The 17,970-nt window shown below is 74.4% G+C and carries 19 protein-coding genes; 8 read left to right on the forward strand and 11 right to left on the reverse strand.

Translation table 11 applies throughout. From position 1 onward, the window contains the following. Window positions 1-191: 191 nt before the first annotated feature. The 4 genes from ACWCRA_RS32955 to ACWCRA_RS32970 form a co-directional block, all read right to left on the reverse strand. Entirely contained in the window at window positions 192-392 is a 201-nt protein-coding gene (locus ACWCRA_RS32955; protein WP_351558856.1) for a CDGSH iron-sulfur domain-containing protein, read from the reverse strand. After that, the gene (locus tag ACWCRA_RS32960; protein WP_451069290.1) at window positions 382-1,398 is read right to left on the reverse strand and encodes an iron-containing redox enzyme family protein; all 1,017 of its coding nucleotides are present in this window, start codon (window positions 1,396-1,398) and stop codon (window positions 382-384) included. Before ACWCRA_RS32960 ends, ACWCRA_RS32955 begins: the two co-directional genes overlap by 11 nt. A gap of 3 nt (window positions 1,399-1,401) precedes the next feature. Next, window positions 1,402-2,136 (reverse strand): HemK2/MTQ2 family protein methyltransferase, encoded by a 735-nt coding sequence (locus ACWCRA_RS32965; protein ID WP_351558852.1) that lies wholly within the window; start codon window positions 2,134-2,136, stop codon window positions 1,402-1,404. Window positions 2,137-2,206: 70 nt separating this feature from the next. Further along, window positions 2,207-2,428 (reverse strand): DUF6479 family protein, encoded by a 222-nt coding sequence (locus ACWCRA_RS32970; protein WP_351558850.1) that lies wholly within the window; start codon window positions 2,426-2,428, stop codon window positions 2,207-2,209. Window positions 2,429-2,752: 324 nt separating this feature from the next. Here ACWCRA_RS32970 and ACWCRA_RS32975 point away from each other — a divergent pair, with 324 nt between their 5' ends. Further along, window positions 2,753-2,908: a DUF6131 family protein gene (locus ACWCRA_RS32975; RefSeq protein WP_351558848.1), complete on the forward strand. Its 156-nt coding sequence runs from the start codon at window positions 2,753-2,755 to the stop codon at window positions 2,906-2,908. A gap of 38 nt (window positions 2,909-2,946) precedes the next feature. Here ACWCRA_RS32975 and ACWCRA_RS32980 read toward each other — a convergent pair whose 3' ends face one another. Next, window positions 2,947-3,921, reverse strand: a complete 975-nt coding sequence (locus ACWCRA_RS32980; protein WP_351558846.1) for an alpha/beta hydrolase — start codon at window positions 3,919-3,921, stop codon at window positions 2,947-2,949. Window positions 3,922-4,663: 742 nt separating this feature from the next. On the opposite strand from ACWCRA_RS32980, the gene ACWCRA_RS32985 reads away from it, so the two are divergent. Further along, complete coding sequence (locus ACWCRA_RS32985; RefSeq protein ID WP_351558844.1) at window positions 4,664-6,379, forward strand: dihydroxyacetone kinase subunit DhaK; 1,716 nt, start codon at window positions 4,664-4,666, stop codon at window positions 6,377-6,379. A gap of 60 nt (window positions 6,380-6,439) precedes the next feature. Here ACWCRA_RS32985 and ACWCRA_RS32990 read toward each other — a convergent pair whose 3' ends face one another. Next, window positions 6,440-7,006 (reverse strand): DUF6328 family protein, encoded by a 567-nt coding sequence (locus ACWCRA_RS32990; protein WP_351558842.1) that lies wholly within the window; start codon window positions 7,004-7,006, stop codon window positions 6,440-6,442. Window positions 7,007-7,096: 90 nt separating this feature from the next. After that, a complete protein-coding gene (locus tag ACWCRA_RS32995) occupies window positions 7,097-7,369 on the reverse strand; it encodes a metal-sensitive transcriptional regulator (protein WP_451069307.1) in 273 nt (90 codons plus the stop codon). A 205-nt stretch (window positions 7,370-7,574) separates the two neighbouring features. On the opposite strand from ACWCRA_RS32995, the gene ACWCRA_RS33000 reads away from it, so the two are divergent. From ACWCRA_RS33000 to ACWCRA_RS33015, 4 genes are all read left to right on the forward strand, one after another. After that, window positions 7,575-8,942: a rhodanese-like domain-containing protein gene (locus ACWCRA_RS33000; RefSeq protein ID WP_451069291.1), complete on the forward strand. Its 1,368-nt coding sequence runs from the start codon at window positions 7,575-7,577 to the stop codon at window positions 8,940-8,942. Window positions 8,943-9,173: 231 nt separating this feature from the next. Beyond that, on the forward strand, window positions 9,174-9,917 hold the full coding sequence (locus ACWCRA_RS33005; protein WP_451069292.1) for a sulfite exporter TauE/SafE family protein: 744 nt from the start codon (window positions 9,174-9,176) through the stop codon (window positions 9,915-9,917). Window positions 9,918-10,009: 92 nt separating this feature from the next. Next, window positions 10,010-10,585 (forward strand): rhodanese-like domain-containing protein, encoded by a 576-nt coding sequence (locus tag ACWCRA_RS33010; RefSeq protein WP_451069293.1) that lies wholly within the window; start codon window positions 10,010-10,012, stop codon window positions 10,583-10,585. A gap of 215 nt (window positions 10,586-10,800) precedes the next feature. Continuing rightward, complete coding sequence (locus ACWCRA_RS33015; RefSeq protein ID WP_451069294.1) at window positions 10,801-11,847, forward strand: NlpC/P60 family protein; 1,047 nt, start codon at window positions 10,801-10,803, stop codon at window positions 11,845-11,847. A 42-nt stretch (window positions 11,848-11,889) separates the two neighbouring features. On the opposite strand, the gene ACWCRA_RS33020 is transcribed toward ACWCRA_RS33015, so the two are convergent. Further along, window positions 11,890-12,444: a hypothetical protein gene (locus ACWCRA_RS33020; protein ID WP_451069295.1), complete on the reverse strand. Its 555-nt coding sequence runs from the start codon at window positions 12,442-12,444 to the stop codon at window positions 11,890-11,892. 322 nt (window positions 12,445-12,766) lie between these two features. Here ACWCRA_RS33020 and ACWCRA_RS33025 point away from each other — a divergent pair, with 322 nt between their 5' ends. Together ACWCRA_RS33025 and ACWCRA_RS33030 are read left to right on the forward strand one after the other, a co-directional pair. Beyond that, window positions 12,767-13,144 carry a hypothetical protein gene (locus tag ACWCRA_RS33025; protein ID WP_351558831.1) on the forward strand — a complete coding sequence of 126 codons (378 nt, stop codon included), beginning with the start codon at window positions 12,767-12,769 and terminating at the stop codon, window positions 13,142-13,144. Window positions 13,145-13,452: 308 nt separating this feature from the next. Next, window positions 13,453-14,691, forward strand: a complete 1,239-nt coding sequence (locus ACWCRA_RS33030) for a WD40 repeat domain-containing protein (protein ID WP_351558829.1) — start codon at window positions 13,453-13,455, stop codon at window positions 14,689-14,691. A gap of 640 nt (window positions 14,692-15,331) precedes the next feature. Here the strand turns inward: ACWCRA_RS33030 and ACWCRA_RS33035 are convergent. From ACWCRA_RS33035 to ACWCRA_RS33045, 3 genes are read right to left on the reverse strand one after another with little or no spacing between them, the layout of a single operon-like run. Beyond that, complete coding sequence (locus tag ACWCRA_RS33035) at window positions 15,332-15,721, reverse strand: STAS domain-containing protein (RefSeq protein ID WP_351558827.1); 390 nt, start codon at window positions 15,719-15,721, stop codon at window positions 15,332-15,334. Between the two features lies 1 nt (window position 15,722). Further along, window positions 15,723-17,021 (reverse strand): PP2C family protein-serine/threonine phosphatase, encoded by a 1,299-nt coding sequence (locus ACWCRA_RS33040; RefSeq protein ID WP_351558825.1) that lies wholly within the window; start codon window positions 17,019-17,021, stop codon window positions 15,723-15,725. Then, on the reverse strand, window positions 17,021-17,824 hold the full coding sequence (locus ACWCRA_RS33045) for an alpha/beta fold hydrolase (protein WP_451069296.1): 804 nt from the start codon (window positions 17,822-17,824) through the stop codon (window positions 17,021-17,023). The genes ACWCRA_RS33040 and ACWCRA_RS33045 overlap by 1 nt, the downstream gene beginning before the upstream one ends. Window positions 17,825-17,970 lie beyond the last annotated feature (146 nt).

Genomic DNA, 17,970 nt, shown 5'->3' on the forward strand with positions numbered 1-17,970 from the left:
TCGGTGCCCCGGAAGGCGGGGGCGACCAGCGCCCTGCGCACGGCGTGCTCCCGGCCGCTGAGCTGAAGGATCGTTTTGCCCGCGCGGGGGTCCGCCCACCGAGTCGTGCCCGGGGCACGGGGCCGCCGCCCGTCCTCGCTGGGGAGTCTCTGCCGGGGCACGCGAGCCCGGCACGATCCGGAAGAGGTGTATCAGTCCCTGGTGCGCCGGCGGTGGCTGGTGTCGCACCAGGGGTAGCTGCGGCTGCGGCGGCAGGTGCACAGGGCCACACAGAACCGGTCGGACGAGACGGTGGTGCCGTCCTCCAGGACGACCTCGACGGGTCCCTCGACGAGCAGCGGCCCGCCGTCCCGGACACTGATCCGCCGCACTTCGGCTCCCTCACCGGGCATGGGCGCCCACCGCCTCCCCGTGCGCGGTGCGCAGTGCGGTGGTGTGGCCCCGCCAGGCGGTGAGGAAGTGGTGGCCGAGGCGGTCCTCTAGGTGGCAGGTGGTGTCGATGCCGAAGGCGATATCGGCCTCCAGATGGGGTTCGGTCTCCAGCAGGCCGCCGATGACGTCCCGGCGGACGATCTGCTCGTGGACGGCGTCCGCTTCGATGTGCTCGGCGTAGAAGTGCTCGGCGGCCGGGCCGGCCCCGGTGCGGGCCATGGCGCGGGCCAGCCTGCGGGAGGCGGGCGACGAGGTGATCTCGACGGTCGCGAAGTGGCCGACGAGAGCGCCGCGCAGGGAGCGGTGGAGGCCGAAGAGGGACATCTGGTTGACGACGGCCAGCATCGGCGCCCCGGCGACCTCCAGATAGTGGCCGTAGGCGGTGTGGAGGCCGAGGTCCGCCATGAGGTCGGCGAAGAGCCGGGCGTGCACCCGCTCCGCGCGCCCCGCGCCGTACTCGTCGTACTCCACGGCGGCCATCCCCGCCTTGGCGCGGCCCCACAGCCTGGGCAGCACCCAGGCATGCGGGTCGGCCTCCTTGAGGTGGTAGAGCGAGCGCTGGGCGGCGTACTCCCGCAGGTGCCACAGCTCCCCCTCGTTCTGGAGGAAGTGCGAGACACCGGTGCCGTCCACCGGCTCAACGAGGAGCGGGGCGAGCGCGTCGGCGACCGAGGTGTGGCGGGTGGCGTCCGTGCGCAGCGCGCCGAGGAACCTCGCCTCCAGGGCGGCGCGGAACCGCAGCACATCGGGGTCCCACTCCTTGGTGTCGGGGACACCGGCGAAGCCCCGGTAGTGCAGTTCGTAACCGAGGTAGAGCGCGAGCTGGAGATCGTCGCCGTAGGGGTCGGCGGCCTGGGCGGCGGTGCCGCCCGGCAGTGGGGCGTCCTCGGAGAGGGCGGCGACGAGGGCGGCCGACAGGTCACCGCGCGGCGAGGGCAGACGAGGGTTCCGCTGTTCGGTGGCCATGTCTCACCCGTACCCCGAACAGCTCATCGCACCGGGGAGAGTCGCCGATCCGGGGCGGGGGGAGGGGCCGGTGGGTGCCCGGTCCGGCGCGGGCCTGTGCGCCCGGATCACCACGATCTCCTCCCGGTCCTGCCCCGGCCGGAGCAGACCGCGGCCGGTGAGCCAGCGGTTGCGGGACCGCAGCACGGGTCCGAAGGCGATCCGGCGGCGGCCGGCCACGGAGGCTTCGAGCCCCGCGTCCTCCAGTTGCGCGCGGGTGGCACGCTCCGAGCTGAGCGCGGAGTGGACGAGGAGCAGGACACCACCGGGGGTGAGCAGGGCGGGGGCGTCGTGGCAGATCCGGTCGAGGACGAGCCTGCCGTCCCGGCCGGCGTCCCAGGCGCGGGCCGCGCGGTGCCGGGGCGCGGTGTCACCGGGGGCGGGGACATAGGGCGGGTTGGCCAGGATCAGATCGAAGGTGCGGCCGGTCACCGGGGTGAGGAGATCGCCGTGGAGGACCTGGAGCGGAAGGCGGGCGAGCCGGGCGTTGAGCCGGGCGGTGGCCACCGCCCGGCGGGAGCTGTCGACCGCCGTCACCCGGGCGCCCCGCCCGGCCGCGAGAAGGGCGAGTGCGCCGGTCCCGGTGCAGATGTCGAGGACCGCGGCCTCGGGTGGCAGGTGCTCCTCGTGGAGTGCGCCCGCCAGCAGGGCCGTGTCGTCTTGCGGGGCGTACACGCCCGGCAGCGCGATGAGTGTCACAGGGGCCTCGTGTCCGAATCTACCCCGGTGAGCGGATTTCCTCTCACCGGGGAGGTCCGGCCCGGTCCGGTCATGGGCGGCGGGGGTCGGTGGGGGTGTCGGGGTGCTGCCAGGAGTCGGAGCGGGGCTGGGGGCCCTGCGGCGGTTTCGGTTTGCGGGCGGCGCGGCGGCTGCCGACCCAGAAGGCGGCGAGGAGGCCGCCGGCGATGATGACGCCGACGATGACCAGGAGGAGGGAGGAGGAGCCCGGGGCGGCGAGGGGGAGGGAGGCGGTGGGATCGTGTGGGGTCATGTGCGGCGTCTACCTCGTGCGGAGCGATCCACACCCGCCCCCGGCCCGCGATCCGCTGTGCCCGGGGCACGGCGGCGGGCGCCCGTGGTGCGGGGTCCGTCCTCAGGCGCCGGGCGGGCCGGGTGGGTCAACCGCACCGGAGACGCGGGCGAACCCGGTCCGGCCGGCGAGGGGGGCGCGGGGGGGGCGAACGGGGTCGCGCCGGGCGGCGGAACCGTCACGCGGGGGGACATGTGAGGGGTGGGGTGAGTGGGGCGGGTGTTTCGGCATCGCGCGTGCGGGGGATGCCTTGCATCAGGGGGACTCTCCGTCATCGGAGGCACCATGATCATCCTCGGAGTCATTCTGCTGATCATCGGCCTGCTGGCCGGTATCGGCGTCCTCTGGACCATCGGCATCATCCTGGTCGCGATCGGCATCGTGCTGTGGGTCCTGGGAGCCCTGGGTCACGCCGTGGGCGGCCGGCGGCATTACTGGTGACGGCACACCCGTAGCCGGCGCTCGCCCCCCGGCACCCCTCACCCCGGCAGGGAGTCGAGCCACCCGGTCAGCAGCCGGTTGACCTCATCGGGCCGCTCCTGCTGGGTCCAGTGGCCGCAGCCTTCGAGGAGATGGGCCGCGCTCAGCCCGGGCAGAGTGGCGGGGAAGGCCGCGATCGCGTCGGCCAGCCACGTCGTGGAGGCGTCCAGCGCACCACCGATGAACAGGGACGGCTGACCGATGGCGGCCCCCGTGAATCCCGCGGCGGCGAGGTCGGCCCAGTCCCGGTCCATGTTGCGGTAGCGGTTGAGCGCCCCGGTCATACCGGTGCGCTCGAACTCCCCGGCGAAGACGTCGAGGTCCTCCTCGCTGAGCCAGCCCGGCAGGCGCCCGGCGGGAAAGCGCTCCCTGAGCGTTCCGGTGCGGCTCGCGAAGTGCGGGGCCGGGGCGGAGGGCCCGGGCATGGTGTCACCGGAGAAGGCCGCGTAGAAGCCGGCGAGCCAGCCCCGGACATCGGGCTCCACCTCGGCCTCGGCCCGGCCGGGCTCCTGGAACCGGGAGATGTAGAACTCGTCGTCCCCGCCCATCCGCGCGAACACATCGGAGGGGCGCGGCCCGCCCGGCGCCTCGTAGGGGACGCTCAGCATGCCCACGGCGCTGAAGACGTCCGGCCGGATGAGGGCGGACCTCGCGGCGATGGTGGAACCCCAGTCGTGCCCGACGATCACGGCCGTCCGCTCACCGAGCGCCCGCACCACGGCGACGCTGTCCTCGACGAGGTCGAGCATCCGGTAGGCGTCCGTGGCGACGGGCCTGGAGGAGCGCCCGTAACCGCGCACGTCGACGGCGGCGGCACGGTATCCGGCCGCCGCCAGCGCCGGCAGCTGGTGGCGCCAGGAGTACCAGGACTCCGGGAAGCCGTGGACGAGCAGGACCAGGGGTCCCGTGCCCTGCTCCACGAGATGCACACGGCCGGCGGGGGCGGGGACCAGGCGGTGGATGGGGTGCGGCATGGGTCCTCCTGTGGGGCTCCGGGGGGGGCGGGCTCGGGCTGCGCCCCAGGGCTGATCATGCGGGAGGATGCCCGGGGCGGCGAGGTTGCTTGCCGGTTCGGCAAGGGGGCGGGGGCGGGCTCGCCGTGGGGGCTGGGCCGGGGGTCCGGGCTCCCGGGCTGGACGGAAGCGTCGGTTTCCGGCCCGGCTGGGGTGCCTCCCGGAGGCAGCTCCGTGAGGTTCGGGGACGAACCCCGCACGGTACGGGCTCCCAGCCCGTCCGGCGCCAGAGGACGGACCCTGGCCCACAGGCACCCGCACCCCGCGACCTCCCAGCCCGTCCGGCGCTTGAGGACGGACCCTGGCCCACAGGCACCCGCACCCCGCGGGCCACGGTCGGGGGCCGGTCCCCGAACCCCCGCGCCTCAAACGCCGGCGAGGCCGGGTTCGCTCCCGCACCGCGGAAGCACGCGGCCGGGCGACGCGGGCCGGTGTGCGCCCGGACGGAGCAGTACGGGGATGTCGTGGCGCGGCTGCGCGAAAGGGGCCGGGCGCTGAAGTACCGTACCGGCCGGGTGGCGGGCCGGGCATGGCCGAGGGTGCCGCGGGTGCGCCGCCGGTCAGAAGCGGCCGCGCCGGGGCACCGCCTTCGGGAGGTGGCGTGGTGGAGCGGCCGAACCCGCCCGCGCGGGGCGCCGTACCCGCGTCCGGGCCCACCGGCCGGAGGCCCCTCTCCAGCAGTGCGACCATCGGAGCCTTTGCCGTGAGTTACTTCCTTGCCCCAGGCGCCGCCCGCTCGGCGGCCCGGGCACTGGCGCTCTCCTACCCGCACATCCGGCTCTCCGAGGAGCCCCTCTTCCTGCGGACGGCCGCCCGCGCCCCCGGGCGCGAGGTCTGTCTCGTGGCCGGCGGCGGCTCCGGGCACGAGCCGCTCGACACCGGGCTGCTCGGCCCGGGCGGCCTGGACGCCGTCGTCCCCGGGGAGATCTCCGCCGCCCCGACCGCGCGCCAGATCGCCTCGGCCTCCCGGGCCGCCGCCTCCGCCTCCGCCTCACGGGCGGTGCTGCACATCGTCAAGAACTACACCGGCGACCGGCTCGCCTTCGCCGGCGCGGGGGAGCTGCTGCGCGCCGAGGGCTACCGGGTGGCCCAGGTCGTGGTCGACGACGACGTGGCCACCGGCGCCTCCCGGGTCGGGCGGCGGGGCACCGCGGCCACCGTGGTGGTCGAGAAGATCCTCGGCGCGGCGGCGGACCGGGGCACGGGGCTGGAGCGGCTGGCCGCCCTGGGCTCCCGGGTGGCGGCCGGCTCCCGCACCATCGGCGTCGCCGCCCGCGCGCACACGGTGCCCGGCACCGGCCGCCCGGCCTTCGACCTGCCGGACGGCCGGTACGAGTACGGGATCGGCATCCACGGCGAGCGCGGCGCCGCCACCGTCTCCGCCCGGAGCTGCGCCGAGCTGGTCCACCGCATGGTCGACGATCTGCTGGCGGAGACGGGGAGCGCCGACGGCCGGGAGGTGCTGCTGCTCGTCAACGGTCTCGGCGGCACCGGGGAGTTGGAGCTGCGCTCCATCGGCGAGCTGGCCCGGGCGCGGCTGGCCGGCCGGGGCGTCGCCGTCGCCGCGCTCGCCGCCGGCACCTATGTCTCCGCCCTGGACACCTCCGGATTCAGTCTCACCCTCACCGCGCTGGCGCCCGGCTGGCTCGATCTGTGGTGCGCCCCGACGCGGACACCGCTCCGGCTGCCGGGAGCGTCGGCGCCGGAGGCCGTCGCCGATCCGGTGCCGCCGGGCGCGGAGGCTCCGGCCCTGGTGCGGGGCAGCCGGGTGGTCGTGGAGCGGCTCGCCGAGGTCTGCGCGCTGCTGCATCCGGAGCTGACCCGGCTGGACACCCTGAGCGGTGACGGGGACTTCGGCGACAACTTCACCGGTGGTGTCGCCCGGGCCCTGGAGCGGGCGAGGGCCGACGGCACGGCCGGCACCACCGCTCTCGCCCATGAGTTCCTGGACGGGGTGGGCGGTACGAGCGGGCCGCTCTTCGGGCTGCTGTTCCAGCGGGTGGCGCCCGTCCTCGTGAACGAGGAGAAGTGCGATCTGCCGGCCTTCACGGAGGCGGTGGCCGCCGCCCGCGACGCCATCTGCCGGGCGGGAGGCGCCGCCGTCGGCGACCGCACGCTGGTCGACGCGCTCTCGCCCGCCGTGGACACCCTCGCCGGCGCCGGAGCCGACACGGTCGCGGCCCCTCTCACCGAGGCCGCCCTCGCCGCCGTCGACGGGGCCCGCCGGACGGCCGGGCTCCGGGGCCGGCTGGGGCGCTCCAGCTATGTGGGGGCCCACAGCGACGGGGTCCTCGACCCCGGTGCCGTCGCGGTCGCCGTCGTCTTCACCACCCTCGCCGCCGTGTACGAGCCCGCCCACGCGCACCGGCTGCCCTCGCCCGGCGGGATCGTCGATCCGGTGCGCCCGCGCGTGCCGTGACCGGGCGCGGGCCCGGGCGGAGCCGCCGGCCCGGACAGGGGCAGGGGCAGGGCGGGCGGCTCAGCCGCCGGTGTTCCCGTTCTCCTTGCCCTGGCGGCGCAGCCGGAAGGGGAGCACGTACCAGCACAGGGCGAACCAGAGCATCACCACCGCGGCGATGGCGGTGGCGAGCGGCCCGGTGAGGACGACATTGAGGATCAGGAGCAGGGTGCACCCGATGGTGAGGGCGAGCAGGACCATCCCGCAGACCACCAGCCGGCCGGCCGTGCGCACGACCTCGTCCTTCATCTGCTGCCCGGAGAGGAAGCGGTGGATCGAGACGGGCGCGATGAGGGAGGCGGTGGCGGACGCGCCGAGTGCCACGGTGAGCACGTAGAGGGCGCGGCCGGGGGTCTCCAGCTCACGGAAGCTGGCGGTGAAGGCGATGCTCAGCAGGAATCCGAAGAGGATCTGGACGCCCGTCTGGGCGACGCGGGTCTCCTGGAGTATCTCGTTCCAGCGGCGGTTCACCCGTTCCTGGGGGCTCTCCTCGCCGTCGTCGGCCCCAGCGCTGTCCGGGCCGCGGTGGCTCCCGTGGCCGCACCGGTGGTCGCCGGCGGCCGGGGCCGGTCTGTCCGTCAAGGTCATCGATGTCCCTCCCTGTTCCAGCGGCCCGGCTACCCGCTCCGGGCGTGTACATGCCGCGCCGAGGGTCCGGGGAGGGAATCGGGCGGCGGGTCAGGCCAGGGAGAGGAAGAGCTTCTCCAGCTGCTCCTCGTTGAGCTTGGGCTCCTCGCCGTCCTCGCGGGTGGTCATGCACTCACGCATCCGGGTGGCGATGATCTTGAATCCGGCGCGGTCCAGCGCGCGGCTGACGGCGGCGAGCTGGGTGACGACATCCCGGCAGTCGCGCCCCTCCTCGACCATGGTGATGACCGCCGAGAGCTGCCCCTGCGCGCGGCGCAGCCGGTTGAGCACGGCGCGGGCGGCGGCTTCCTCGTCGGCGGTCATGGCCGGGGGCGCGGTCGTGGCCGGGGTCCCGGTCGAGGCCGGGGCGGGTTCCTGCGCGGGCGCGTTCATCCGTCGGGCTCCTTGGTGAGGGCGGTGGGAGGGCTGTCCGGTCTGCGGCGAATCACCCCCCACTATACCCCCGGGGGTAATCTGTTACGGTCGAATCAATACCCCGGGGGGTACCTACTGAGGATGTGAGCGGGACGTGTTCTTCGTCGACACCATCGAGATCGAGGGCCTGGGCAACCGGCACTATCTGGCCGGAGGCGCCCGGGCGGCCGTGGCGGTGGACCCGCCGCGCGACATCGACCGGGTGATCGGGGCGGCCGCCCGCCGCGGGGTGCGCATCACCCATGTCGTGGAGACACACATCCACAACGACTACGTGACCGGCGGTCTGGAGCTGGCCCGGGTGACCGGCGCCACCTATCTGGTGCCGGCCGCGGCCCAGGTCTCCTTCGCCCGCGTCCCGGTCCACGACGGCGATGTGGCCGAGATCGACGAGGGCCTCTCCGTGCGGGCCCTGGCCACCCCCGGCCACACCCCGCACCACACGGCGTACGTCCTGGAGGAGCACGGCACCCCGGTGGCGGCGTTCACCGGCGGCTCCCTGCTCATCGGCACCGTGGGCCGCCCCGATCTGGTCGAGCCCCGGCTCACCGACCGGCTCGCCCGGGCCCAGCACGCCTCCGCGCACCGGCTCGCCGCCGAGCTGCCGGAGTCCACCTCCGTCCTCCCCACCCACGGGTTCGGCAGCTTCTGCTCGTCCGGGCGGGCGGCGGGCGACACCAGCACCATCGGCCGGGAGAAGACGGTCAACGCCGCCCTGCTCCAGGACGTGGACGCCTTCGTCGCCGGGCTGCTGGCGGAGCTGGAGGACGTACCCGCGTACTACGCCCATATGGGCCCGGCGAACGCGGCGGGGCCCGAGCCGGTCGATCTGACCGCTCCGGCACCCGCGGACGCCGAGTCCATAGCCGCCCGGCTCGCGGCGGGCGAGTGGGTCGTCGACCTGCGCAACCGGGTCGCGTTCGCCGCCGGACACGTCACGGGATCGTTCAACTTCGAGGCCGACGGCAAGCTCGCCACCTATCTCGCGTGGATGATCCCGTGGGGCAGGCCCGTGACGCTGCTCGCCGAGTCGCCCGGGCAGCTGGCCGACGCGCAGCGCGAGCTGGTACGGGTGGGCATCGACCGGCCAGCCGCGGCGGCCACCGGCGGCCCCGCCGACTGGCTGCGGCCCGGTGAGGCCCCGGCGTCGTTCCGCCGGGCGGTCTTCGCCGAGCTCGCCGGGGAGATCCGCGGGGGCGCGGAGCCGGTGGTGCTGGACGTCCGGCGGGACTCCGAGCGCGCGGGCGGATACATCGAGGGGTCGGTCCACCTCCCCGTGCACACCGTGCACCGGCGGATCGACGAGGTGCCCGCCGGGACGGTCTGGGTGCACTGCGCCGGGGGGATGCGGGCCGGGATCGCGGCCTCGCTGCTCGCGGCGGCGGGGCGGGACGTGGTCGCCGTCGATGACGGCTTCGACCGGGCCGCCGAGGCGGGCCTGGCCATCCGTACCAGCGGCTGAGCCGCACCCACCCCTCCCTCTTCCCGGCACCGGAAGGAGCCCCGCCGTGCCCCGCTGCCCCCATGACGCCGCACGCGCCCCCGCGGTCCTCGCGACCCACGACACTGCCGACACCCGGGATACCTCCGACACCCGGGATACCTCCGACGCTTCCGGCGGCCCCGGCGCGCGGGCCGGGCACTCCCCCGGCACCCCGCGCCCGGCGCCGGGCCGGACCCCGGGCGCGCTCATATGAGTGTGCTCGTCGTGGCCCTGGTGGCCGGAGCGGTGGTCGGCCTGGCGCTGGGCGGGCTCGGTGGCGGCGGGAGCGTACTGGCCGTCCCCGCGCTGATCTACGCGCTCGGCTTCAGCCCCGCCGCCGCCGCCACCGCGGCCCTGATCATCGTCACGGTGACCTCGCTCACCGCCCTGGTCGGACACGCCCGGGACGGCCATGTCCGCTGGCGGGCCGGGCTGCTGTTCGCCGCGGCGGGCATCGGCCCCGCCATGCTCGGCGGCCTCGCGGCGAGCCGGCTCCCCGGCCCGGTCCTGACCGCCGCGTTCTCGGTGATCGCGGCGCTGGCGGCCCTGCGGATGCTCCGCCCCGCCCCGCCGGCCGAGGAGCGGCCCGTGCGGCCGGCCCGTGCGGTGGGCGCCGGTGCCGGGCTGGGCGCGCTCACCGGCACCCTGGGCGTGGGCGGGGGGTTTCTCGCCGTGCCCGCCCTGACAGGGGTGCTCGGCCTGCGGATGCGGGCCGCCGTCGGCACCGGACTGCTGGTCGTCGCGGTGAACTCGATCGCCGCGCTCACCACCCGCGCCGGGACCGCCGGCGGTCTCGACTGGGCCGTCGTCGCCCCTTTCACCGGAGCGGCGATCCTCGGCGCCTGGGACGGCAGACGGCTCGCGGCGAAGGTCCCGGGACCGCGTCTCCAGCGGGTCTTCGCCCAGGTCCTGCTGGCGGTGGCCGCCCTCATGTTCCTCGACAGCGTCGTCTGACCGGCCCCGCCGGCCCCGACCCCCTCCCGTACCCGTACCGACCCCGACCCGTACCGACCCCGACCCGTACCGAGCCGAGAAGGAACCGCGCCATGGACACCACCCTCACCGCCGACCTCGCCCGCGAGCGTCTGCACACCCTCACCGTCATCGATGTACGCACCCCCGGCGAGTACGCCGGCGGACACATACCCACCGCCCTCAACATCCCCCTCGACTCCCTCGACCGGGCCCTGCCCGCCCTGCGCGAGGCAGCGGGCCGGGGCGGGCTCCTCCTGGTCTGCGCCTCCGGGGCGCGCTCGCGGAACGCCTGCGCGCTGCTGGCCCGGGAGGGCGTCACGGCGGCGACTCTGGAAGGCGGCACGGCGGCCTGGTCCGCCACCGGCGGCGAACTGCACCGCCCCGCCCAGGCGCGGGCCGGCTGGGCGATGGACCGCCAGGTCCGCCTCACCGCCGGTTCCCTCGTCCTGCTGGGCCTGCTGCTCGGACTCCTGGTCCACCCCGCCTTCCAGCTGTTCTCCGCGGGAATCGCCGCCGGGCTCGTCTACTCCGCCCTCTCCAACACCTGTGCCCTGGCCGCCCTCCTCGGGAAGCTCCCCTGGAACCGGCCGGACCGCACCGGCCTGGAGACCACCCTCGCGGCCCTGCGGACCCCGGCGTCCCCCTGAACGGACGGCCCGGGGCCGCACCTTGCTCCCCAACCTCCCCGGGCACCCCGGTTGAAACCAATCAGCTAAGCGGATTAGCCTTACGGTGCCTTCGAACAGTCGGCCACCCGGCAGGGTGGCCGCGGAGGTTCATCGCCGCATCCGTGCCCCCGGGGGCGGAGCCGGGGCAGCAGGGTGCTCCTCGTTGGCGGCCGAGGAAGAAGGAGCGCGCCCCCGTGGCCTCCCACCGTCGTCACCGCCGTCCCAAGCAGGCCGGCTCCGCGTACACCGCCGCTCTCACGGCGACGGCCGCCGCGGCCGTCGCGATGTCGACCCAGTCGGCCTCGGCCGACCCGCTCCCGGACCCCCGGAAGAAGGGCGTCCAGGCGCAGATCGACCGGCTGTACGAGGAGGCCACCCAGGCCACCGAGAAGTACAACGGGGCCAAGGAGGCGGCGGGCAAGCTGGAGAAGCAGGTCAAGACCCTCCAGGAGACCGCCGCCCGCAAGCAGGACGACCTCAACGGGCTGCGCGACCGGCTCGGTTCGATCGCCGGCGCCCAGTACCGCAGTGGCGGAATCGACCCCTCCATGGAGCTGCTGCTCTCCTCCGACCCCGATCGGTATCTGGAGAAGGCGTCCGCCCTCGACCGGCTCGGCGACCGGCAGGCGATCGAGCTGGAGCAGTTCCAGACGCAGCAGCGCGATCTCCAGCAGCAGCGCCGGCAGGCGTCCGAGAAGCTGGCGGACCTGGGCGACACCCGTACGGAGCTGCGGGAGAAGAAGAACGAGATCCAGGGGAAGCTCGCCGAGGCGCAGCGGCTCCTCAACACCCTCTCCGCCAAGGAGCGGGCCAGGATCGCCGAGAAGGAGGAGCGGGCCGACCGGGCCAGCGAGCGGACGGAACTGGGCAACGAGGCCAGTGGGTCCCAGCGCGCGGCATCGGCCTTCGACGCGGCCAAGAGCAGGGTCGGCATGCCCTATGTGTGGGGGGCGACCGGGCCGGGCTCCTTCGACTGCAGCGGGCTGACGTCCTGGGCGTTCAAGCAGACGAATGTGTCGATTCCCCGCACCTCGCAGGCGCAGGCCCAGATCGGCACCCGGATCAACTCCCTCTCCGACCTCAAGCCCGGCGACCTCATCATCATGCGCACCGACCTCAGCCATGTGGGGTTCTACGCCGGCAACGGCCAGATCCTCCACTCCCCCAAGCCCGGGGCGAACGTGCGCTACGAGTCCATCGCGCGCAGCGGTATGCCGTTCATGTGGGGTGTGCGGGTCTGACCGGTTGACCGGGGGTCCGGCCGTCCGCGCGGCGCGCCGGCGTCAGCGGCCGTCCCCGCGCGGGGCGGCCGGCGCCCTCTCGGAAGCCGGAGCCGGAGCCGGAGCAGCCGGAACGGCGGGCGCAGCGGCGGCCGGTACCGGGCAGGCGTCCGCGGTGCGCAGACGCCGTACGAGGGCATGGCCGAGGAGCGCGAGCGAGGCGACGGCCAGCACCGGCTGCGCGGGGGCCCAGTAGGACATCGCCCCGCTCATCCCGAGCGCGAGCACCACGAGTTTGTTGCAGACGGGGCAGCCGACCGCGAGGGCCGAGAGCGCCGCCGCCGCCAGCGCGCGCCCGCCGTGGGGCCTCTCGCCGGCCCGGGGCCGCGCCCCACCGGCGTAGGTGCCCGCGAGCAGGCCCGTGAGGACGGAGCCGGCCGCCCAGACCGGGTAGTTCCACCAGAGGACGGGGGTCATCCGCCCGAAGAGTCCGGTGGGGACGACACCGGTCGGTACTCCGATCGCCACCGCCGCGAGGGCGGCCACCACGATCGCCACTCCCCACTGTCGCGGCATCCAGGTGCGCATGCCCGTTCCGCCCTTCGTTGTGGATGCCAAGGAGCTTAGTGGACGCGGCCACGGGGGTGCCGGGCACCTCGGCCGGGGCCGGCGCACCGGACAGCGTGATGTCATTCGATTACCCAGTGATACCTGTCACCAGAGCGTGCGCCGCACGGTCCCATCACCCTTGATTCTGTGCCCCTTTGTCGCGCCATCGACCACTGGAACTCCCCATTCCGGTCACTTTCCGTGAACACATCGAAAGACGGGGCAGAACCAACTCCGTTTACCAGTGATCACCATGTGCCTAAGGTCGGTGCCGACCATGGGGGAGGCCCTCGGGCAGCTCCGCAGTCCAGCAGGGAAAAGGAGATCCGTGATGACACCATTCACCCGCACAGCTGTGGTGGGCGCGGCCATGGCCCTGGCGTTCGCCGGCACCGCTTCGACGGCCCAGGCCACCGAGGCCGGGCCCCTCGTCAGCAACAAGGTGATTTCGCTCCCGGGCGGCCAGGGCAAGATGACCTTCATCGACAACGGTGACATGTTCGAGGTCTGTGACACCAAGGCGGACGGCCACGGCGTTTCCGGCCGCCTGATCGACAACAACTACAATGAGAAGCTTTACATCGAGGACGGTGGCGACGCCGGCTGTGGAAAGAAGGGCTACAACGTCGGCCAGCTCGGCTCCTACCAGATGCAGCTCTCGTGGAACGGTGGCGGTCCGGACGTGAAGTCCGAGTGGTTCAACGAATAAGCCTGAATTCAGCGGGATTCCCGCCCGCGTCGCGCGAATGAGAAGCACCGTGACCGCCTCCGGGTGAGCCGGTCGCGCGTCTCGCGCCGCGTTTCTCGCACATGCGCACACGCGCCCATGGCCGCGACCTCGTGAGGTGAGGCCGGCGGCACCGGGGGCGGGGCCGCCACCAGCCCGACGGCGGTGGGGACCCCGCCCCGCGGATTCGCGAGCCCCCTGCCGCGCCGGCGCACCGGCCGTCCCGGACAGGGTCGTGGAGACACGGCCGGCCATCCGCGAGCCCTGTCCTCTCCCGTGGAGGTACCGCCATGACACAGGAACAGCCCGCCCGGAGGACGGTCGCGGACACCGCACCGGGGGCAGGGGCGTCCGGTGGCGCCGAGCGGAACCCCCGTCCACGCCGGCGCCGAGGGGTCCGGGCCACCGCGGTGGCCGGCGCCGTCGCGGTGGCCGTCGCCCTGGGCATCGTGGTGTCGCAGACCATCAGCGGTGGCAGCGGCAACGGCGGCGACCGCGGGCACGGGCGGGCGCCGGGCGGACTCCCGGCCACGGATGTGCTGGCGCACCCGGACCAATCGCCCCCGCGTGACCTCATCGCCGCGGGCAGGACCGCCGTCTCGGCGTACTTCACCGGGAGGACCGTGCGGCGCGCGAACGGGGACGGCGCCGTCACCTACGCGTGGAGTCTCCTCGACACGACCAGCGGCCGGTACAGGCCGACCGCGTGGGCCTGGCTCGACGTGGCCCCCGGGATGCGGACCGCCGCCGTGCTGGAGCGCGGTCTGCCCGTCAACCGCATCGGACTGCTGAACCTGGCCACACACGAGGTGGAGCGCTGGATCACGGTGGACCGGGGCGTCGGCGGGGTGCGGTTCTCGCCCGACGGGACGCGCCTGGTGGCCACCGCGTACCGCCTCGACCCGGACGGTCTGTTCAAGGACGCGTCGCGCCGGGTGAACGACAGGACGGTGCCGGGGCCCAGGCCGAGCCGCACCGGCTTCCATGTCATCGATGTCGCCTCCGGGCGGGCGGACTTCACCGAGCGCCCGCCCCGGAGCCAGGGCCGCGGGTTCGCCGGTGGCGGCGGGCGCCAGGATCTCCACTGGAGCCGTGACGGCGCCCTGCTGTGGGAACCCTGGGACAGCGCGGCGGGCAAGGTGTTCTACACCGTGGACGGCACGGAGGTGCCCGCCCCGGAGCGGCAGGCGGCCCTGCGCCGTCCGGGCGCGGCCCTCTCCCCCGACGGCAAGCACGTCACGGGGAAGTTCGCGGGCGACGGCGGCAGGATCGTGTCCGAGGTGCTGGACGCGGGCAGCGGCGAGCGTGCCGCGCTCGTGCCCGGTCAGCAGCTGCTCGCCTGGGCCGACGACGACGCGCTCATCGCCTGGAGCTGCGACCCCGAGCGGTGCGACCCCGGCAGGGGCGAGTTCCGCAACCGGCTGGTCCTGGCGGGCATGGACGGAGGCAGCCCCACGCCGCTGTCCGGCTTCCGCGAGGGCGACCTCCGTCACAGCGGTCGCTGGACCCCGGTTTTCTCCCGGCGCTGACATCCCGCCCCGGGCACCGGGACCGCTCCGCCGGGCCGTGGGCGCCGGTGCCGCCGCTCGCCGGTCCCGCGCCCGCCGGCCGCACCGCCCGCCGTCGCCGGTCCCCTCGGTCCGAGGCCGCGCGCTTCTCCCGGGCGCGCAGAACCGCCCAGAGGGCGAACTCGGCGGGGAGGGCGGCCCACACCAGGACCAGGGCGGGGTCCCACCAGCCGGACGCCGGTCCGAGGAGAGCCTCGGTCGCGGCGGCGAGCATCGCCAGGGCGAGTCCGGCGCACAGGGCGCGGCCGGCCCTGGTCGCGGAAGTTTCGGGGAGTGTGCGGGGTGGGTGCATGCCGTGCCGTGGTCCTTCATCGGTGGGGCAGGGGGCCGTTCCCGGCCTGATCCGTTGTCCTCGATGGTGGTGTGGCGGCCGGGTGCGCACGAGCCGTAACCGGCCGCGGGCAAAAGCCGTGTACCCCCGGGAAGCACCTGGCATACGGCGCTTATCCGGCCGTTCTCATGGTCTACACCTGTCTGGATCTCATGCCCATCACCGCGGATACCGTGGTCATCACGGTGATCCCGCGCTGATCACCCGTCGATACCCCCGGCCGTGGGTACCCGCGCCGGGGCCGGTGTTCGCACGGGACGGACCGGATGCTCAGGACCCGGCGCCGGCGGCCCCGCGCCCGGAAGCCGGGGTGGTGGCTGCGGCGGTGGCTGTAGCTGTGGCGGTGTCCGGGTGGCAGACGAAGACACGGTCCAGACCGATGATGCTCAGGACGCGGCGCATATTGGCGGGCACGGCGGCCAGCGCGATGCCGGCCCCGGCCACCGTCGCGGTGTGGCGGGCGGCCAGCAGTACGGTGATGCCGCTGGAGTCGCAGAAGTCCAGCCCGCCCAGGTCCAGGACCAGCAGCCGCCCGGGGGCGAGTGCGAGCCGTTCCACGGACCCGCGCAGCAGATCGGCGCTCTCGTGGTCGAGGTCGCCGGTGATCTCCAGGACGGGACCGGTGGCGGCGTCTCGGGCGGTGATCGTCAGCGGTTTCATCTCAGTTCGTCACCCGGGGGCTGGTCGGGACGGGGGCGGGGACACCGAGCGCCAGGAGCGCGGTGTCGTCGTCGAGGCCGTCGCCGAAGCCGGCGAGCAGTCCGGTCAGCGCGGCGGTCATCCCGTGCGGACCGGTCGCCTCCAGCCGCGCGGTGAAGGCGCGCAGGGCGTCCTCGCCGAAGAGGGCGCGGTCCGGTCCGGTCCGCGCCTCGGTCAGGCCGTCGGTGTAGAGCAGCAGGGTGTCGCCCGGGTGGAGCACCGTGTGGGCGGGGGTGAACTCCGCCCGGGGCAGCACACCGATCAGCATCCCGCCGGGGGTGGGGAGATACGCCGCGGTGCCGTCGGCCCGGCGGATGAGCGCCGAGGGGTGGCCGCCGGAGGCCAGCCGCACGGCGCAGCCGCCGGGACCGGGTTCGAGAATCCCGAACACCGCGGTGCAGTAGCGGGGGTCGCCGCCGGTGTAGCGGTCGTGGAGGACGGTGTTGAGCGTGGTCAGGGCGTGGACCGGGTCGGGAGAGTGCAGGGCCGCGGCGCGCAGCGTGTAGCGCGCCAGAGAGGTCACGGCGGCGGCCTGCGGGCCCTTGCCGCACACATCGCCGAGGAAGAAGGCCCAGCGCTTCCCGTCCAGCGCGAACAGGTCGTAGAAGTCGCCGCCGAGGAGGTCCGGGGAGGCGGTGTGGTAGTAGGAGGCGACTTCGAGGCCCGGGACCTCGGGCAGGGCGGAGGGGAGCAGGCTGCGCTGGAGGACCGCGAGGGCCTCCTGGAGCCGCGCGCGGTCGGCCTCGGCCCGGGCGCGGGCCCGCTCGGCGGCCTGCTGGGCCTCCCGGGCCACCTCCCGGCCCCGCAGCAGCTCGGTCTCGTAGGCGCGGCGGTCCCGGGCGTCGAAGACCGTGGTGCGGATCAGCAGCGGCTCGCCGTCGTCGCTGGTCTTCACCCTGGAGGTGACCAGCACGGGCAGCCGGTCGCCGCCGGATGTCCTGATCTCCAGGGCGATTCCGCTGATCTCGCCGTTCATCCGCAGCAGCGGCGCGAAGTGCGTCTCGTGGTAGAGCTTGCCGCCCACGGTGAGCAGATCGGCGAACCGCGACCTGCCGACCACCTGCTCCCGGGGCAGGCCCAGCCACTCCAGCAGAGTGGTGTTGATCTTCGCGATGGTGCCGTCCATCAGCGTCGAGAGATAGCCGCAGGGCGCCGACTCGTACAGGTCCTCCGCGCTGTCCTCCAGCAGCGCGCTGAACCGTGCGTCCATCGCGTCCTGGTCCTCCTCGCCCGGCTCGGGCACCTGGCCCGTGACGCTCATCACGAGGCCGACGCCGCGAAGGCGGCTATCGCCCCGGCGGTGGCCTCGGGGGCGCTCAGCTGCGGGCAGTGCCCGGTCGCCTCCAGGGTGATCAGCCGGCTCCCGGGGACGGCGGCGTGGACATAGGCGCCGACCTCCCTGGGCGCGATCACGTCCTGGGCGCACTCCAGCACGAGGGTGGGCACCTTCACCGACCCCAGTTCGGCGCGGCTGTCGGAGAGGAAGGTGGTGCGCGCGAAGACGCGGGCGATGTCCGGGTCGGTGGCGCAGAACGCCGCGGTCAGCTCGTCGCCCAGTTCCGGGCGGTCGGGGTTGCCCATGATCACCGGCGCCATGGCGCCCGACCAGCCCAGGTAGTTGGAGTCCAGTGACTCCAGCAGCTCGTCGATGTCCGCCGCGCTGAACCCGCCCCGGTAGCCGTCGTCGTCGATGTAGCGGGGCGAGGGGCCGACCATGACGAGGGAGGCGATCCGGTCCGGGAGGCGCTCGGCGGCCCTGACGCCGACCATCGCGCTCACCGAGTGCCCGACGAGGACGACGTCCCGCAGGTCCAGCTCCGTACAGAGATCCACCACGTCCTGGGCGTAGCCGTCCAGCGAGGAGTACCGCTGCTCGCTCCACGCCGACAGGTCCGAGCGGCCCGAGCCCACATAGTCGAACAGCACCAGCCGGAACCTCTCGGCGAGCGCGGGAACCACCAGCCGCCACATGTTCTGGTCACAGCCGAAGCCGTGGGCCAGCATCACGACCCGACCGTCCTCGGGGCCGGTGACCACCACATTGTTCCTCGCGACGACATCCATGACGGGCATCCTCCCACCCGCCGCTCCGCCCACCGCACGAGAGCCCCCGGGAAGGCGCTTCCGGCCCGCTCGCCCCGCCGGAGCCCCCGCCCGCACCGCCTCCGGTGCGCTTGTGTGCCGGGCGGTGTGGCGTACAGTGGAACTAG

The sequence above is a fragment of the Streptomyces sp. NPDC001889 genome (assembly GCF_053594535.1).

Bases quoted from the DNA above. Each gene is read 5' to 3' on its own strand.
- ACWCRA_RS32955 (WP_351558856.1), bottom strand. From the start codon at position 392: ATGCCCGGTGAGGGAGCCGAAGTGCGGCGGATCAGTGTCCGGGACGGC.
- ACWCRA_RS32960 (WP_451069290.1), bottom strand. From the start codon at position 1,398: ATGGCCACCGAACAGCGGAACCCTCGTCTGCCCTCGCCGCGCGGTGAC.
- ACWCRA_RS32970 (WP_351558850.1), bottom strand. From the start codon at position 2,428: ATGACCCCACACGATCCCACCGCCTCCCTCCCCCTCGCCGCCCCGGGC.
- ACWCRA_RS32975 (WP_351558848.1), top strand. From the start codon at position 2,753: ATGATCATCCTCGGAGTCATTCTGCTGATCATCGGCCTGCTGGCCGGT.
- ACWCRA_RS32980 (WP_351558846.1), bottom strand. From the start codon at position 3,921: ATGCCGCACCCCATCCACCGCCTGGTCCCCGCCCCCGCCGGCCGTGTG.
- ACWCRA_RS32990 (WP_351558842.1), bottom strand. From the start codon at position 7,006: ATGACCTTGACGGACAGACCGGCCCCGGCCGCCGGCGACCACCGGTGC.
- ACWCRA_RS32995 (WP_451069307.1), bottom strand. From the start codon at position 7,369: ATGACCGCCGACGAGGAAGCCGCCGCCCGCGCCGTGCTCAACCGGCTG.
- ACWCRA_RS33005 (WP_451069292.1), top strand. From the start codon at position 9,174: ATGAGTGTGCTCGTCGTGGCCCTGGTGGCCGGAGCGGTGGTCGGCCTG.
- ACWCRA_RS33010 (WP_451069293.1), top strand. From the start codon at position 10,010: ATGGACACCACCCTCACCGCCGACCTCGCCCGCGAGCGTCTGCACACC.
- ACWCRA_RS33025 (WP_351558831.1), top strand. From the start codon at position 12,767: ATGACACCATTCACCCGCACAGCTGTGGTGGGCGCGGCCATGGCCCTG.
- ACWCRA_RS33030 (WP_351558829.1), top strand. From the start codon at position 13,453: ATGACACAGGAACAGCCCGCCCGGAGGACGGTCGCGGACACCGCACCG.
- ACWCRA_RS33035 (WP_351558827.1), bottom strand. From the start codon at position 15,721: ATGAAACCGCTGACGATCACCGCCCGAGACGCCGCCACCGGTCCCGTC.
- ACWCRA_RS33040 (WP_351558825.1), bottom strand. From the start codon at position 17,021: ATGAGCGTCACGGGCCAGGTGCCCGAGCCGGGCGAGGAGGACCAGGAC.
- ACWCRA_RS33045 (WP_451069296.1), bottom strand. From the start codon at position 17,824: ATGGATGTCGTCGCGAGGAACAATGTGGTGGTCACCGGCCCCGAGGAC.